Source organism: Micromonospora sp. DSM 45708 (genome assembly GCF_039566955.1).
GTDB lineage: Bacteria > Actinomycetota > Actinomycetes > Mycobacteriales > Micromonosporaceae > Micromonospora.
The window spans coordinates 3,909,070-3,924,177 of the sequence record NZ_CP154796.1 but is presented as its reverse complement, the minus strand read 5'-3'; the positions used below and the strand labels follow the sequence as shown (position 1 = coordinate 3,924,177).

General features: G+C 74.4%; 13 protein-coding genes and 2 pseudogenes. 11 read left to right on the top strand and 4 right to left on the bottom strand.

Annotation, left to right across the window (positions count from 1 at the left end; translation table 11 throughout):
- Positions 1 to 17: 17 nt before the first annotated feature.
- The 3 genes from VKK44_RS16545 to VKK44_RS16535 all read left to right on the top strand — a co-directional run bounded on the left by VKK44_RS16545 (position 18) and on the right by VKK44_RS16535 (position 3,365).
- Positions 18 to 896 (top strand): branched-chain amino acid ABC transporter permease, encoded by an 879-nt coding sequence (locus tag VKK44_RS16545; RefSeq protein WP_343441995.1) that lies wholly within the window; start codon positions 18 to 20, stop codon positions 894 to 896.
- Entirely contained in the window at positions 893 to 1,993 is a 1,101-nt protein-coding gene (locus VKK44_RS16540; RefSeq protein WP_343441994.1) for a branched-chain amino acid ABC transporter permease, read from the top strand. Before VKK44_RS16545 ends, VKK44_RS16540 begins: the two co-directional genes overlap by 4 nt.
- Positions 1,994 to 2,075: 82 nt before the next feature.
- Complete coding sequence (locus VKK44_RS16535; protein WP_343441993.1) at positions 2,076 to 3,365, top strand: ABC transporter substrate-binding protein; 1,290 nt, start codon at positions 2,076 to 2,078, stop codon at positions 3,363 to 3,365.
- A 95-nt stretch (positions 3,366 to 3,460) separates the two neighbouring features.
- Here the strand turns inward: VKK44_RS16535 and VKK44_RS16530 are convergent.
- A pseudogene (locus tag VKK44_RS16530) lies at positions 3,461 to 3,673 on the bottom strand (thiolase family protein); the annotation flags it as partial.
- Positions 3,674 to 3,846: 173 nt separating this feature from the next.
- Here VKK44_RS16530 and VKK44_RS16525 point away from each other — a divergent pair.
- From VKK44_RS16525 to VKK44_RS16515, 3 genes and pseudogenes are all read left to right on the top strand, one after another.
- Positions 3,847 to 4,447 (top strand): annotated as a pseudogene (locus VKK44_RS16525) (acyl-CoA dehydrogenase family protein); the annotation flags it as partial.
- 46 nt (positions 4,448 to 4,493) lie between these two features.
- The gene (locus VKK44_RS16520; protein ID WP_281940140.1) at positions 4,494 to 5,102 is read left to right on the top strand and encodes a TetR/AcrR family transcriptional regulator; all 609 of its coding nucleotides are present in this window, start codon (positions 4,494 to 4,496) and stop codon (positions 5,100 to 5,102) included.
- 48 nt (positions 5,103 to 5,150) lie between these two features.
- Entirely contained in the window at positions 5,151 to 7,898 is a 2,748-nt protein-coding gene (locus VKK44_RS16515) for a helix-turn-helix transcriptional regulator (protein WP_343441992.1), read from the top strand.
- A gap of 27 nt (positions 7,899 to 7,925) precedes the next feature.
- Here VKK44_RS16515 and VKK44_RS16510 read toward each other — a convergent pair whose 3' ends face one another.
- The 3 genes from VKK44_RS16510 to VKK44_RS16500 are packed head-to-tail and all read right to left on the bottom strand — an operon-like array spanning position 7,926 to position 11,125.
- Entirely contained in the window at positions 7,926 to 8,999 is a 1,074-nt protein-coding gene (locus tag VKK44_RS16510) for an alcohol dehydrogenase catalytic domain-containing protein (protein ID WP_343441991.1), read from the bottom strand.
- Positions 8,996 to 10,414: an aldehyde dehydrogenase family protein gene (locus tag VKK44_RS16505; RefSeq protein WP_343441990.1), complete on the bottom strand. Its 1,419-nt coding sequence runs from the start codon at positions 10,412 to 10,414 to the stop codon at positions 8,996 to 8,998. Before VKK44_RS16505 ends, VKK44_RS16510 begins: the two co-directional genes overlap by 4 nt.
- A gap of 45 nt (positions 10,415 to 10,459) precedes the next feature.
- On the bottom strand, positions 10,460 to 11,125 hold the full coding sequence (locus tag VKK44_RS16500) for a TetR/AcrR family transcriptional regulator (RefSeq protein ID WP_343441989.1): 666 nt from the start codon (positions 11,123 to 11,125) through the stop codon (positions 10,460 to 10,462).
- Between the two features lie 91 nt (positions 11,126 to 11,216).
- Between VKK44_RS16500 and VKK44_RS16495 the strand changes: the two genes are divergently transcribed.
- The 5 genes from VKK44_RS16495 (at position 11,217) to VKK44_RS16475 (ending at position 15,103) form a co-directional block, all read left to right on the top strand.
- A complete protein-coding gene (locus VKK44_RS16495) occupies positions 11,217 to 12,365 on the top strand; it encodes an acyl-CoA dehydrogenase family protein (RefSeq protein ID WP_343441988.1) in 1,149 nt (382 codons plus the stop codon).
- Positions 12,366 to 12,379: 14 nt separating this feature from the next.
- Positions 12,380 to 13,138, top strand: a complete 759-nt coding sequence (locus tag VKK44_RS16490) for an SDR family NAD(P)-dependent oxidoreductase (RefSeq protein ID WP_343441987.1) — start codon at positions 12,380 to 12,382, stop codon at positions 13,136 to 13,138.
- A gap of 33 nt (positions 13,139 to 13,171) precedes the next feature.
- Positions 13,172 to 14,344, top strand: a complete 1,173-nt coding sequence (locus tag VKK44_RS16485; RefSeq protein WP_343441986.1) for an acyl-CoA dehydrogenase family protein — start codon at positions 13,172 to 13,174, stop codon at positions 14,342 to 14,344.
- Positions 14,341 to 14,805, top strand: coding sequence for a MaoC family dehydratase (locus VKK44_RS16480; protein WP_343441985.1), 465 nt, complete (start codon positions 14,341 to 14,343; stop codon positions 14,803 to 14,805). The genes VKK44_RS16485 and VKK44_RS16480 overlap by 4 nt, the downstream gene beginning before the upstream one ends.
- 88 nt (positions 14,806 to 14,893) lie before the next feature.
- A complete protein-coding gene (locus tag VKK44_RS16475) occupies positions 14,894 to 15,103 on the top strand; it encodes an AMP-binding enzyme (protein WP_343441984.1) in 210 nt (69 codons plus the stop codon).
- Positions 15,104 to 15,108: the final 5 nt, after the last annotated feature.

Sequence of the window (15,108 nt, the reverse complement as noted above, 5' to 3'; positions counted from 1 at the left end):
TCCTCCGAAGGAGGACTGTGGAGCGCTTCGTCTTCCTCACCTTCGACGGCTTCTCCCGGGGCGCCGTCTACGCGGCGTTCGCGCTGGCACTGGTGCTCATCTGGCGGGCCGCGCGGATCGTCAACTTCGCCCAGGGCGCGATGGCCGTCGCGGCGGCGTACGTCGCCTACAGCGTGTCCGTGTCGACCGGCTCCTACTGGCTGGGCTTCCTGGCCGCGCTCGCCGCCGGTCTGCTGCTCGGCGCGGTCGTGGACCGGGCGGTGATGCGCTTCGTCGACCACGCCTCACCGCTCAACCCGGTGATCGTCGCGCTCGGGCTGGTCCTGTTGATCCAGGCCGTCCTCGGCATGCTCTACGGCAACGAGTTCCGCCCCGCCGGGACGCCGTTCAGCCGCGCCGCGCTCACCGTCGGCGGGTTCGCCGTCGGCTCACCGTACGACCTGTTCGTCTTCGCCACGGTGGGGGTGACCATGGCCGCGCTCGCCTGGATCTTCGCGCGTACCCCGGTCGGCCTGCGGATGCGCGCGGCGGCCTTCGCCCCGGAGGTCTCCCGCCTGCTGGGGGTCAACGTGGGCGGCATGCTCGCCCTCGGTTGGGCCCTCGCCTCGGGGGTGGGGGCCCTGGCCGCCATGCTGGTGATCCCCACCGAACTCGGCCTGCACCCGAACGCCATGGACCTGGTCTTCGTCTCGGCGTTCACCGCGGCGGTGGTCGGCGGACTGGACAGCCCGCCGGGGGCGGTGGTCGGCGGGCTGCTGGTGGGCCTGCTGCTCTCCTACGTCAGCGGATACGCCGGCAGCGACCTCACCCCGCTCGCGGTACTGCTCCTGCTGCTGGCCGTGCTGCTGGTCCGGCCCGGCGGGCTGTTCGCCTCGGTCGCCGCGAGGCGGGTGTGAGCGCCACCCGGGCGGCGGCGCCGCCGCGGGCGGCCACCGGCACGCGCGCCGACGACCGCCGCGGGTCCACTCTGCTGCGGCACCTGGCGGTGGCGGCCATCGCGGCACTGCTGGTGCTGGCGGCGAGCTACGGCCTGGCACCGTTCCGCAACTTCCAGCTCGCCACGGTGGCCGCCTACCTCTGCGCGACCGCCGGACTGACCGTCCTGACCGGACTCAACGGTCAGCTCTCCCTCGGGCACGGCGCACTGATGGCGATCGGCGCCTACACGGTGGCGCTCTGCCAGGGCGCGTTCGCCGACCACGGGATGACCGACGGCTGGCTGCTCCCGCTGTCGCTGGTCGCGGCGGTCCTGGTCACGGTGGGCGTCGGTGCCGTGGTCGGGACGGCCGCCGCCCGCCTGCGCGGTCCGTACCTCGCCGGCGTGACGCTGGCCGTCGCGGTCGTGGTGCCCGCCCTCACGGTCACCTTCGACGACGTCTTCAACGGCGACCAGGGGCTCTCGGTGCCGGTCGAGCCGCCGCCGCTGGCGCTCGGCGCCTACTTCCCCTACGAGCGGTGGCAGCTCTGGATCGCCACGGCGGCCACCCTGGTCGCCCTGGTGCTGCTGGCCAACCTGGTCCGCAGCCGGTACGGCCGTACCTTCCGGGCGGTCCGGGACGACGAGGTGGCGGCCCGCCTCGCCGGCATCCACGTGGCCCGTACCCGGGTGCTCGCCTTCGTGGTCAGCGCGGCCGGCGCCGGGCTCGGCGGCGCGCTGCTCGCGGTGCTTGCGCAGAGCGTCTCGCCCGGGGGGTTCTCGCTGACCCTGTCGCTCTTCCTGCTCATGGCCGTGGTGATCGGCGGTCTCGGCCGCCTCGTCGGGGCGCTCTGGGGAGCCGTCCTGCTGGTCGCCCTTCCCGACCTGACGCACTCCGTGACCGACCTGTTCACCGTCTCACCCGCGGTGGCGCAGCGGCTGGAGGGCAACCTGCCGTTGGCGATCTTCGGGATCACCCTGGTCGTCGTCATGATCGCCGCGCCCGGCGGCGTGCAGGGACTGCTGTCCCGGCTCGGCCGGGAGCTGCTGGCCCGGTGGCCGGGGCGGCGGTCCTAGCAAGCCCCGGCGGCGCGCCCGCCGGCACCCAACCCACCACCCGATTCAGGAGAACCGGACCGAAGAAAGGTCGGTGTTCCACATGCACCGTACGACACGACGTGGTCTCGCGGTCGTCAGCACCATCGCCCTGCTCGTCGCCGCCGCGGGTTGCGGTGGCGACGAGGGCCCGGGCGGCGCCGGGCGCGGGACGGTGCCCGGCGTCACCGACACCGAGATCGTGGTCGGCACCCACATGCCGCTGACCGGGCCGGCCTCGGCCGGTTACTCGAAGATCGCCCCGGCCACCAAGGCGTACTTCGACTACGTCAACGCCAACGGCGGGGTGCACGGCCGGAAGATCACCTACAAGATCATGGACGACGGCTACAACCCGGCGAACACCCAGCAGGTGGTCCGCCAACTGGTGTTGCAGGACAAGGTCTTCGCCGTGCTCAATGGGCTCGGCACGCCGACCCACACCGGCGTGCTCGACTTTCTCAAGAGCAACCGCGTCCCGGACCTCTTCATCGCCTCCGGCAGCCGCAGCTGGGACCAACCGGACAAGTATCCGGGCTCGTTCGGCTTCAACCCCGACTACACCGTGGAGGGCAAGATCCTGGCCAACCACGTGAAGACCGCGCTGCCCGGCCGGAAGGTCTGCTTCCTCGGCCAGGACGACGACTTCGGCCGGGACAGCCTGGCCGGGGTGGAACAGGTGCTCGGCGCGGGCGCGGTGGCGGTCAAGCAGACGTACGTCACCAGCAACACGAACGTGGCGCCGCAGATCGGCGCGTTCAAGGCCGCCAACTGCCAGGTGGTCGTCCTGGCCACCGTGCCCGGCTTCACCGCGCTGTCGATCGGCACCGCCGCCCGGCTCGGCTTCAAGCCGCAGTGGCTGGTCTCCAACGTGGGGGCCGACCACCCCACGCTGGCCAAACAGCTCGGCGCGGCGGCCGGCCTGCTGGAGGGCATGGTCGGCACCAACTACCTGCCGATGCAGAACGACGCGGCCGACCCGTGGATCCAGCTCTTCACCAAGGTGAACAAGGAGCACAACGGGGACGCGCCGTTCGACGGCAACACCGTCTACGGGATGGCGGTCGGCTACCTCTTCGTGCAGGCGCTCCAGGCCGCTGGTCAGGACCTCACCCGGGAGTCCCTGCTCAAGGCGGTCGCCAAGGGCGGCTTCCAGGGCCCCGGGCTCGCGCCGCTGCGCTACTCCGACAGCGACCACTCCGGCTATGGCGGGGAGCGGCTGACCCGGGTCAGCGGGGGCGTGCAGGCCTACTTCGGGCCGACGTACGAGACGGACGAGCACGACGGGCCGGTGCGTGAGTACACCGCCCAGCCGGTGACCCCGCCGGCCAACGGGATCCCGACCGCGTCCTGAGCCACCGCGCCGGGCGGGCGGGGTCACCCACGACCCGTCCGCCCGGCACCGTAGCCGCGCCGGCCGGGCCGCGGGAGTCGTGCCAGCGGGGCACCCCCACCGGCGGGCCGGTCGGCGGGCCGGGTCACCGCGTCGGCGAACCGCGGGTTGGCGCTGCCCGGGTGCCCGTCGCTGCGGCCCCGGTCGTACCGGGAGACGCACTCCACCCCGGCGGAGACGAAGGCGTGATCCTCGCCGGCCCGGATGGCGTGCAGCGCCATCCGGATGGTCTCCAGAGACGACGAGCAGTACCGGTTCACGGTGGTGCCACACATTATATTTGCATTGACGGTGCGGTTATGACCGAGCCCGTGTCAACGGAATGTGAGATGTCGGGCGAGATCCGTCGTTGACGTTCACTGGAGGGCCTCATACTGTTTGCATCGTGAATGCAGATTCAGGCCGGCTCGACGGCCGGGTCGCCCTCGTCACCGGCGCCAGCCGCGGGCTGCACACCTTCGGGTACGACGACAGCGACCACGGCGGCCACGCCGAGATCGACTTTGTCGACGTGCGGGTGCCGGTGGGCAACCTGATCGGGGCGGAGGGCGACGGTTTCGCCATCTCGCAGGCCCGGGCTCGGTCCCGGCCGGGTGCACCACTGCATGCGGCTGCTCGGCATGGCCGAGCGGGCGGTCGAGCTGATGTGCCGGCGGGTCTCCGGCCGGCGCGCGTTCGGCGGGCCGCTCGCCGCGCAGGGGGTGGTCCGGGACTGGATCGCCGAGGCCCGGGTCCGGCTCGAGCAGGCCCGGCTGCTGGTGCTCAAGACGGCCTGGCTGATGGACACCGCCGGCAACCAGGCGGCGCACACCGGGATCCAGGCCATCAAGATCGCGGTGCCGGGGACCGTCGAGTGGGTGCTGGACCGGGCCATCCAGGCGCACGGGGCGGCCGGCCTCAGCCAGGAAACCCCGCTGGACCGGCTCTGGGTGCGGGCCCGCGCGCTGCGCCCGGCCGACGGCCCGGACGAGGTGCACCGGCAGTCGCTGGCCCGTCGCGAGCTGCGCCGACACCGCTCCGACGCGCCGACGGCGCACGTCTAGACTCGGCGGGCAGTGAGGCGTGACAGCGTCGAGGAGGGCAGCGCGGATGGGTGGGGTGCAGGCGCCCGGCCGGGTGGACGGGCGGACGGCCCGGGCCGCGCGGACCCGGGCGGCGATCGTCGAGGCCCACCTCGCGCTCATCTCCGAGGGGGACCTGCGGCCGACCGGCGAGCGCATCGCGGAGCGGGCCGGCATCTCGCTGCGTACGCTCTGGACGAACTTCAAGGACATGGAGACGCTCTTCGAGGCCAGCGGGGCGGAGGTGCTCCGCCAGCAGGACGCCGCGTACCGGCCGATCTCGCCGACGCTGCCGTTGGCCAAGCGGGTCGACGCGTACTGCCGGCAGCGGGCGCGGCTGCTTCAGCTCATCGCGCCCTCCGCGCGGGCGGCGCAGATGCGGGAGCCGGTCTCCGACCAGCTGCACCGCAATCGGCTGGTGCACATCTCGCGGGTCCGCGAGGAGGTCGAGCAGCTCTTCGCGGCCGAGCTGGCACAGGCCGGGTCCGGTCGGGAGCAGGTGCTGCACGCGGTGGTCGCGGCGAGCATGTGGCCGGCCTGGTCGATGCTGCGCGACGGGCTGGGGCTGGGCGTGGACCAGGCGCGGGCGGTGATGGCCCGGACGGTGGGCGCTCTGCTGGCCGGCGCTCCCCGCTGACCGGCCCGAACTCTTTCCATCCGGTTTCCGATAGGTGACACTCGATGCATGGTTGCTGCATTGTCGGTGCAAATAACTGGGCTGCCGGGTCGGGACACCGAGTGCGCGGCCGTCCGGCGGCTGGTCGACGGCCTGCCGGACGCCGGGGGAGCGCTGCTGGTGTGGGGCGAACCCGGCGCTGGCCGCAGCGTCCTCGTCGGCTACGCCCACCGGTACGCCACCCGCTGTCACCGGCTGGCCGGCGCTGGCCTGGCGGACGAGGCCGCGCTGCCGTACGCGGGCCTGCAACGCCTGCTCGACCCGCTGCTCGACCGGGCCGACGCCCTGCCCGAGCCGCAGCGCGGGGTGCTGCGGCGGACGCTGGCCGGCGCGGGCTGCCCGGCCGACCACCGGCTCGCCCTGTCGATGGCCGTGCGGGGACTGCTCGTCGCCGCCGCCCGGGAGCGCCCGCTGCTCTGCACGGTCGACGACGTCGATCGCGGCGACCCGCCGACCGCGGAGGTGCTCGGCTTCGTGGCCCGCCGGCTGCGTCACCTGCCGGTTGCCATGCTGCTCACCGCCGGCACCGACGCGGTCGCCGCCGGCGTGCCCCGGCACCGGCTGCGACCCCTCGACGACCGGGCCGGCGCCGCGCTGCTCACCGACCGGCTGCCCGGGCTGGCCCCCCGGGTGGCCCGGGAACTGACCGCGGTCGCCGGCGGCAACCCGCAGGCCCTGGCCGACCTGGCCGAGGTGCTCACCCCGGGCCAGTGCCGCGGTGAGGAGCCGCTGCCCGACGGGCCGCCCCTCGACGGCGCGCTGGGTCGCGGGTACCGGGGCCGACTGGCCGGGCTGCCCGCCGACACCCGGCGGGTGCTGCTGCTCGCCGCGCTCGACTCCGACGGCGATCCGGCCACCCTGGTCCGGGCCGCCCGCGCCGACGGCACGGCGATCGAGGCGCTCGCCCCGGCCGAGGCAGCCGGGCTGGTCCGGGTCGGCCCGGAGCGGGTGGCCCTGGCGCAACCGCTGGCCCGGGCCGTCGTCGCGGCGGACGCGACGCTGGCCGAGCGGCGCGCCGCCCACCTGCTGCTCGCCGGCGTGCTCGACGGCCCCGGACAGCACCTCCGCCGGACGCTGCACCGCGCCGCCGCGGCGGAGGGCCCGGACCCGGTGCTGGCGGCGGAACTGGAGGCCGTGGCCGGTGGGACCGGCGGGGACGACGGGGTGGCCGCCCTGCACCGGGCCGCCGAACTCAGCGGCGAGCCGCGGCAGGCCAGCGCCCGGCTGGTCGCCGCTGCCGGTCGCGCCTGGGCGGCGGGGCAGCCGCGGCGTGCCGGGCGGCTGCTCGCCGAGGCCGCCGCGGCCGGACCGGTCGACCCTGTCGCGGCCGGCCGGGCCGGGCTGCTCCGCGGCGAGCTGGAACTGCGCTGCGGCTCGCCGTCGACGGCCTCGACCACCCTGCTCGCCGCCGCCCGGGCGGTGTCCGGGGTCGACCGCGTCGCCGCCCTCGGCGCGCTTGTCCGGGCCGGTGAGGCGGTCTGCCACACCGGCGACCAGTTCCGCTACGCCGAGGTGGCGCGCCGAGTGGCGGTCCTGCGCCGGCCCGAGGACCCGCCCGACGCGGAGTTGCTGACCGCGCTGGCCGCCGGGGTGGCGGCGACGCTGCGCGGTGACCACGAGCGGGGCGGCCCGGCCCTGCGCCGGGCGGTCGTGCTCGGCAACCGGCTGACCGGGCCGGCGCTCACCCCCGCCGCGCTGACCGGCGCGGCGGTCGCGGGCCTGCTGGTCGCGGTCGACAGCGCCGCCCACCGGCTCGCCGAGCGGGCCGTCGAGCTGGCGCGTGCCCGCGGCGAGGTGTCCGCGCTGCCCCGGGCGCTGGAGCTGCGCGCGATCGCGGAGTACTGGCTGGGCCGGCACGAGGCGGCGGCGGATACCTCCCGGGAGGGGTTGCGGGTCGCCCGGGACACCGGCCAGGTCAACTCCGCCGGGGTGCACCTGGGCATGCTGGCGATGCTGGCGGCGGTCCGGGCCGACCGGGAAACCAGCCTGTGCCGGATCCGCGAGATCGGCGAGGCGCCCGCCCCGCACAGCCGCCCGCGCGCGCTCGCCCAGTGGGCGCTCGCGGTGCTCGACCTGGTCAACGGGCGGCACGAGGCGGCCGCCACCCGACTGGCCGCGCTGGCCCGCCCCGGCACCGGCCGAGGGCAGGTGCTGATCCAGGTGATGGCCACCCCCTACCTGGTCGAGGCCGTCGCCGGCGCGGACCGGCGACCGGCCGCCACCGCCGCGCTCGCCGTCTTCGACAGGTGGGCCAGCAGCACCGCGAGCCCGTCCCGGCGGGCGCTCTCCGCGCGCTGCCACGCGCTGCTGGCCGCGCGCGGCAGCGCCGACGCCGAACGCGGCTTCCGCACCGCGCTGCGGCTGCACCCGGCGGATGCGGGGGCGTTCGAACGGGCCCGCACCGAGCTGCTCCTCGGCCGGGAACTGCGCCGCAGCCGCCGCCCCCGGGACGCCCGCGAGCACCTGCACGCCGCCCGGGAAACCTTCGGCCTGCTCGGGCTGACCGTCTGGGCCGAGCAGGCCACCACCGAGCTGCGGGCGGCCGGCGAGTCGGTCGGCACACCGGAGCTGCCGGCCGCCCGGCTGCTCACCGGGCAGCAGCTACGGATCGCGCAGCTGGTCGCCGAGGGAGCCACCAACCGCGAGATCGCCACCCGGCTGTTCCTCTCCACCCGGACCGTCGACCACCACCTGCGCAACATCTTCCACCGGCTCGGCATCCGGTCCCGCACCGAGCTCGCCCGCGCGCTGCACTGAACCCGGCACGGCGGCGGGCGGCGACGGTCAGGGCAGCACGACGGTACGGGCGCCCTCGCCGCGGGCCATCCGGTCGAACGCCGCCGCGGCGCCGTCCAGGCCGGTCCGGTCGGTGATCAGGGCGGCCGGGTCCAGGGTGCCGGCGAGCACGGCGCGGGCCAGCTCGGGCACGTCGCGGTCCGGGTCGGACGAGCCGTACACCGAGGAACGCAGTGTCCGCCCGGAGTGGAAGATGTCCAGCGCGCTCAGGCTGACCACGTCGTCCCGCGCGCCCATCCCCACGACGGTGACCTGGCCGCCGCGCCGGGCGGCCCGCCAGGCGGCGCGGATGGTCACGCCGCGGCCGACGCACTCCAGGGCGTGGTCGACGCCACGCCCGTGGGTGCGCTCCCGGATCGCCCGGCTCAGCGCGTCGTCGGCGACGAGGAAGTCGGTGGCCCCGGCGGCGGCGGCCAGTTCGGCCTTGGCGGGCGACACGTCGACGGCGAGGACCGGGTCGGCGCCGGCGGCCCGGGCGGCGGAGACCACCGACAGGCCCACCCCGCCGAGACCGATCACCGCCACCGACTCGCCGGGCGCCACCCGGGCGGTCCGGCGTACCGCGCCGACCCCGGTGAGCACGGCGCAGCCCAGCAGGGCCGCGGTGGCGAACGGTAGCTGCGCCGGAACGCCGATCACCGCCTCCTGCGGCACCACCACCTCCTCGGCCAGCGCGCCGAGGCCGAGGGCGACGTGCAGCGGCGCACCGGCCGAGGTCCGGCCCCGGGCGGTCGCGGGGGAGCCCGTCCGCTCGCAGAACCACGACTCGCCGCGATCGCAGTACCAGCACCTCCGGCAGGGCGGCGCCCAGTTCAGCACCACGTGCGCGCCGGGCCGGACCCGGTCGACGCCGGGGCCGACCTCGACCACCTCGCCCGCCGCCTCGTGCCCGAGCACCAGCGGGTACGGCGGCGCGACCGTGCCGTTGACCATGGACAGGTCCGAGTGGCAGACCCCGGCGGCCCGTACCCGCACCCGTACCTCGCCCGGCCCGGGTGCCGGCAGCTCCACCTCCTCCACCGTCACCGGCTGGTTCACGCCTCGGGCGAGCAGCGCCCTCACCGCTGGATCGCCTTGGTCTGGAGGAACTCGTCGAGCCCGTAACGACCCAGTTCCCGGCCGAGGCCGGACTGCTTGTAGCCGCCGAACGGGGCGAGCGGGTTGAACGGCGCGCCGTTGATGTCGACGGCTCCGGTGCGGATCCGCCGGGCGACCCGCACCGCCCGCTCCTCGTCGGCGGACCAGACGGCGCCGGCCAGGCCGTACCGGGAGTTGTTGGCGACGGCCACCGCCGCCTCCTCGTCGTCGACCGGGATGACGGCGAGCACCGGTCCGAAGACCTCCTCCTGGGCCAGCGCGCTGCCCGGGTCGACGTCGGCGAGCACGGTCGGGGCGACGAACCAGCCCCGCTCGGGCAGCACCGCGTCCGGGCCGCCGGCGATCAGCCGGCCGCCGTCGGTGAGCGCCCGGGTCACGTGGCCGGTCACCCGGTCCCGCTGGGCCGCGGAGACCAGCGGGCCGAGCCGGGTGTCCGGCGCGAACGGGTCGCCGGTCCGGTAGCCGTCGGCGGCCTTGGCGACCAGGTCCAACGCCTCGTCGTAGCGGTCCCGGTGCACCAGCATCCGGGTCCAGGCGGTGCAGGTCTGGCCGGAGTTGAGGAAGGCGTTGCCCACGCCGACCTTCACCGCGGTGGCCAGGTCGGCGTCGTCGAGGATCACGTTGGCGGACTTGCCGCCGAGCTCCAGCGCCACCCGGGCGATCCGGTCGGCGGCCAGGTGCGAGATCCGCCGGCCGGTGGCGGTCGAGCCGGTGAAGGAAACCATGTCGACGTCCGGGTGGGCGGCGATGGCCTCGCCCACCTCGACGCCGGTGCCGGGCACCAGGTTGACCACCCCCGGCGGGAAGCCGGCCTCGTGGATCGCGTCGAAGAGCAGGTACGCGGTCAGCGGGGTCAGCTCGCTGGGCTTGAGCACCACCGTGCACCCGGCGGCCAGCGCGGGCGCCACCTTCGCCATCACCTGGTGCAGCGGGTAGTTCCACGGGGTGATCGCCCCGACCACGCCGACGGGTTCGCGGACCACGAGCGAGTTGCCGACGGTCTCCTCGGCGGGCGGCCGGGCGGCCAGGTCGACGTAGCTGCGCAGTACGGTCAGCGGCAGGCCGACCTGTACCCGGGTGGCGACCCTGAGCGGGGTGCCCAGCTCCAGCGCGACCGTCTCGGCGGCGATCGCGGCCCGGCTGGCCAGCGCCGCGTGCAGGCGGTCCAGGGCGGCGGACCGCTGCGCCGGGGTGGTGGCGGCCCAGCCGGGGAAGGCGGCCCGGGCGGCCGTGACGGCCCGGTCGACGTCGGCGGCCGTGCCGGCCGGTACCCGGGCCAGGAGCTCCTCGGTCGCCGGGTTGTGCACCGGGATGGTGTGCCCGGAGGAGGGGGCGACCCAGGCTCCGTCGAGATAGATGGCGGTTCGTGCGAGATCCATCGCGCCCCTCACCGTGGTCAAAAACTAGCGCTGCAAGTTTTGACTCTAGCGCCCCAGGTCGGCCGGTGGGAGGGGTGGTAGCGGCCCGATGTGCTCCTTGTAGGTGCGGGAGAGCCCGTGGATGAGCGCGTCGAGGCCGAGCGCGAAGGCGCCCTCGTCCACCTGCTGCTGATGCTCGGCGAGCCGGTGGGCCTGGGTCAGGTGCGGGTACTGCTCGGCGTACACCCCGGGGTCCTCGACGAAACCGCGGGCGAACGACCCGAGCGCGGACCCGGCCACGAAGTAGCGCATCAGCGCGCCGATGTGGGTGGCGCGCGAGGGCGGCCAGCCGGCCGCGACCAGTCCGCCGTAGACGGCGTCGGCCATGGCCAGCGCCGCCGGCCGCCGCCCCGGACCGCGGGCCAGATACGGCACGATGTTTGGGTGCGCGGCCAGCGCCGCCCGGTAGGAGTGCCCCCAGCGGCGCAGCGCCTCGCGCCAGTCGATCTTCCCGAAGAAGGAGACGTCGACCTGCGCCGTGACGCTGTCGGCCACCGCGTCGAGGATCTCGTCCTTGGTGGCGAAGTGGTTGTACAGCGAGGGCCCGCGCACCCCGAGTTCGGCCGCGAGCCGGCGGGTGGAGAACCCCTCCAGGCCGTCCGCGTCGATCAGCGCCGCGGCGGCCTCGACGATCCGCTGCCGGCTGAGCAGCGCCTGCCTCGGCCGGGGCATCCGTGCCTCCCTCGTTCGCTCGTGGGTTCGCCGCAACTCTGCCACAACGGGGTCTGGACGGAATTAAACTTGCAGCGCTAGTTTATGCCTCATGGACCTTCAGCTCTCCCCGGAGCAGGCGGCCGTCCGGCGACTGGCCGCCGAGTTCGTCGACCGGGAGGTGGCCCCGTACGCGGCGGCCTGGGACCGGCGCGAGTCGGTCGACCCGGAGATCGTGGGAAAGCTCGGCCGGCTGGGCTTCCTCGGGCTGACCATCCCCGAGGAGAACGGCGGGTCCGGCGGCGACCACCTCTCCTACTGCCTGGTGCTGGAGGAGCTCGGCCGGGGCGACTCCGCCGTCCGGGGCATCGTCTCGGTGTCGCTCGGGCTGGTCGCCAAGGCCATCGCCGCGCACGGGTCCGCCGCGCAGCGGGCCGAGTGGCTGCCCCGGCTCTGCGCCGGCACCGCGCTCGGCTGCTTCGCCCTGACCGAACCGGACAGCGGCTCGGACGCCGCCGCGCTGACCACCCGGGCGACCCGCGACGGCGACGACTGGCTGATCACCGGCGCGAAGACGTTCATCACCAACGGCACGTGGGCCGATGTGGTCCTGCTCTTCGCCCGCACCGGCGGGCCCGGACACCGGGGCATCACCGCGTTCCTGGTGCCCACCGACGTCGCCGGGCTCACCCGGAACGAGATCCACGGCAAGCTCGGGCTGCGCGGGCAGGCAACCGGTGAGCTGCGCTTCGACGCCGTCCGGGTGCCCGACTCGGCGCGCCTCGGCCCGGCCGACGGCGGGTTCCGGCTGGCCCTGGCCACCCTGGCCAAGGGCCGGATGTCGGTGGCCGCCGGCTGCGTCGGCATCGCGCAGGGCTGCCTCGACGCGGCGGTCGGCTACGCCGGGCAGCGCACCCAGTTCGGCAAGCCGATCGCCGGGCACCAGCTGGTGCAGCAGTTGCTCGCCGCCATCGCCGTGGACACCGCCGCCGCCCGGCTGCTGGTGTGGCGGGTGGCCGACCTCGTCGACCGGGGCGAGCCGTTCGCCACCGAGGCCTCGATGGCCAAGCTCTTCGCCAGCGAGGCCGCGGTCCGGGCGGCCAACAACGCCGTCCAGGTCTTCGGCGGGTACGGCTACATCGACGAGTACCCGGTCGGCAAGTACCTGCGCGACGCCCGCGTCGCCACCCTCTACGAGGGCACCAGCCAGATCCAGCAGCTGCTCATCGGGCGCGCGCTCACCGGCGTCAACGCCTTCTAGCAAAGGGGAGAACCGTGACCAGATTCGCCGACCGGGTGGCCGTCGTCACCGGCGCCGGGCAGGGCATCGGCGCGGCGACCGCGCACCGGCTGGCCGCCGAGGGCGCCGCCGTCGCCGTGGTCGACCTCGACGAGGAGCGCAGCCGGGCGGTCGCCGACGAGATCACCGCGGCCGGCGGCCGGGCCGTCGGCATCGGCTGCGACGTGACCGACCCCGCGGCGGTCGCCGCGATGACCGACCGGGTGGTGCAGGCGTACGGCGGGCTGCACGTGCTGGTGAACAACGCCGGCATCACCCGCGACGACCTGCTGTTCAAGATGCCTCTGGCGCACTGGGAGGCGGTGCTCACCACCAACCTGACCAGCATGTTCCTCTGTTGCCAGGCCGTCCAACAGCACATGGTCGCGGCTCGCTACGGCCGGATCGTCAACCTCAGCAGCCGCTCCGCCCTCGGCAACCGGGGCCAGGTCAACTATGCGGCGGCCAAGGCGGGGGTGCAGGGACTGACGGCCACCCTCGCCATCGAGCTCGGCCCGTACAACGTCACGGTCAACGCCGTCGCCCCGGGCTACGTGGCCACCGCGATGACCGCTGCCACCGCGCAGCGGGTCGGCAGCAGCCCGGAGGAGCATCAGCGGATGGTCGCCGAGCACACCCCGCTGCGCCGGGTCGCCCAGCCGACCGAGATCGCTTCTGTGATCGCCTTCCTGTCCAGCGACGACGCGTCGTACGTCAGCGGCCAGACCCTGTACGTCAATGGCGGCGCGCGCTGAGGCGCGCCGGCGGACCAACACCCGGAGGGGAACATGGACTTCGCGCTTTCCGACACCGAGCGGGCGATCCGCGACACCGCCCGCGACTTCATCGCCAGGGAGGTCATGCCGCTGGAGCAGGAACTGCTGCGGCGGGAGCGGGCGCACCGGCCCGGCCTGGAGCACAGCGAGCTGCGCGAGCTGCAGCTCAAGGCGCGCAAGTTCGGGTTCTGGGGGCTGGCCACCCCGGAGGAGTACGGCGGCATGGACCTGCCGGCCGTCACCCAGTCCCTGATCTGGACCGAACTCGGCCGCTCGTTCGTGCCGTTCCGGTTCGGCGGTGAGGCCGACAACATCCTGTTCCACGCCAACGACGAGCAGAAGCGCGAGTACCTGGTCCCGACCATCGAGGGGGAGCGGCGCAGCTGCTTCGCGATCACCGAGCCCGGCGCCGGCTCCGACGCGGCCAACATCAAGCTCAGCGCCCGTCGCGACGGCGACGACTGGATCCTCAACGGCGAGAAGACCTTCATCACCGGCGGTCACGATGCCGACTTCGCCATCGTGATCGCGGTGACCGACCGGGAGAAGGGCACCCGCCACGGCGGCGCCACCGCGTTCCTGGTGGACCGGTCGATGGGCTGGCGCTCGGAGTTCATCCAGACGATGGGCGAGGGTGGCCCCGCCTCGCTGGTCTTCGACGACGTCCGGGTGCCCGGGCGCAACATCCTCGGCGAGCCCGGGCAGGGCTTCAGCCTCGGCATGGAGTGGATCGGCAAGGGCCGCTACACCATCCCGTCGCACGCCGTCGGCATCGCCGAGCGGGCGTTGTCGATGGCCATCGACTACGCCAACACCCGGGAGACCTTTGGCGCGAAGATCGGCACCAACCAGGCCATCCAGTGGATGATCGCCGACTCGGAGACCGAGCTGGAGGCGGCCCGCTGGCTCATCCTGCGCGCCGCCTGGACCGTCGACCAGGGCAAGGACCCGCGGCACGCCTCCTCGATGGCGAAGCTCTACGGCGCGGGCATGGTCAATCGGGTGGTCGACCGCGTCCTGCAGATCCACGGCGGCATGGGCTACACCCGCGAGCTGCCGATCGAGCGCTGGTACCGGCAGGTCCGGCTGTACCGGATCTTCGAGGGCACCGACGAGATGCAGCGACTGATCATCTCCCGCGACCTGCTGCGCGGCTACACGAAGCTGGGAGGGCACCTGGCATGAGGGTCTTCGCGTCCATCGAGGAGTTGGCCGAGGCGACCGGCGAGATTCTGGGCCCCGGCCCCTGGTTCCGGATCGACCAGCAACGGGTCGACCGGTTCGCCGACGCCACCGACGACCGCCAGTGGATCCACATCGACCCGCGACGGGCCGCGACCGGCCCGTTCGGCGGCACCATCGCGCACGGCTACCTCACGTTGTCCCTGCTGCCGGCGCTGGCCGGTGGCCTGTACCGGGTCGAGGGCGTGGCCATGGGGGTCAACTACGGCCTCAACCGGGTGCGCTTCCCGGCCCCGCTCCGGGTCGGCAGCGCGGTCCGCGCCACCGCGACCCTGGCCGAGGTGTCACCGGTGGACGGCGGCGTGCAGGTGGTCACCGCGGTCACTGTGGAGAGCGACGCCGACGGAAAGCCGGTCTGCGTCGCCGAGACGGTCAGCCGCCTGGTGCGGGGCGTGGCCCGATGACCGCGCTGTCGCTGGCCATGGTGCTGGCCGAGTCCGCCCGCCGGCACGCCGACACCGTCGCCGTGGTCGACGGCGACACCCGGATCACATGATCGTCCGGGGTGGCTTCGACGTCTACCCACGCGAGGTGGAGGAGGTCCTTGCCGGGCACCCGGCGGTCGGCCAGGTGGCAGTGATCGGGGTGCCCGACCCGCGCCACGGCGAGGAGGTCTGCGCGGTGGTGGTGGCGGACCCGCCCACGGTATTGACAGACAGAGTCCCGACCGCCGAGGCTGTATCAAGCGATGCTGGTCGATGAATACG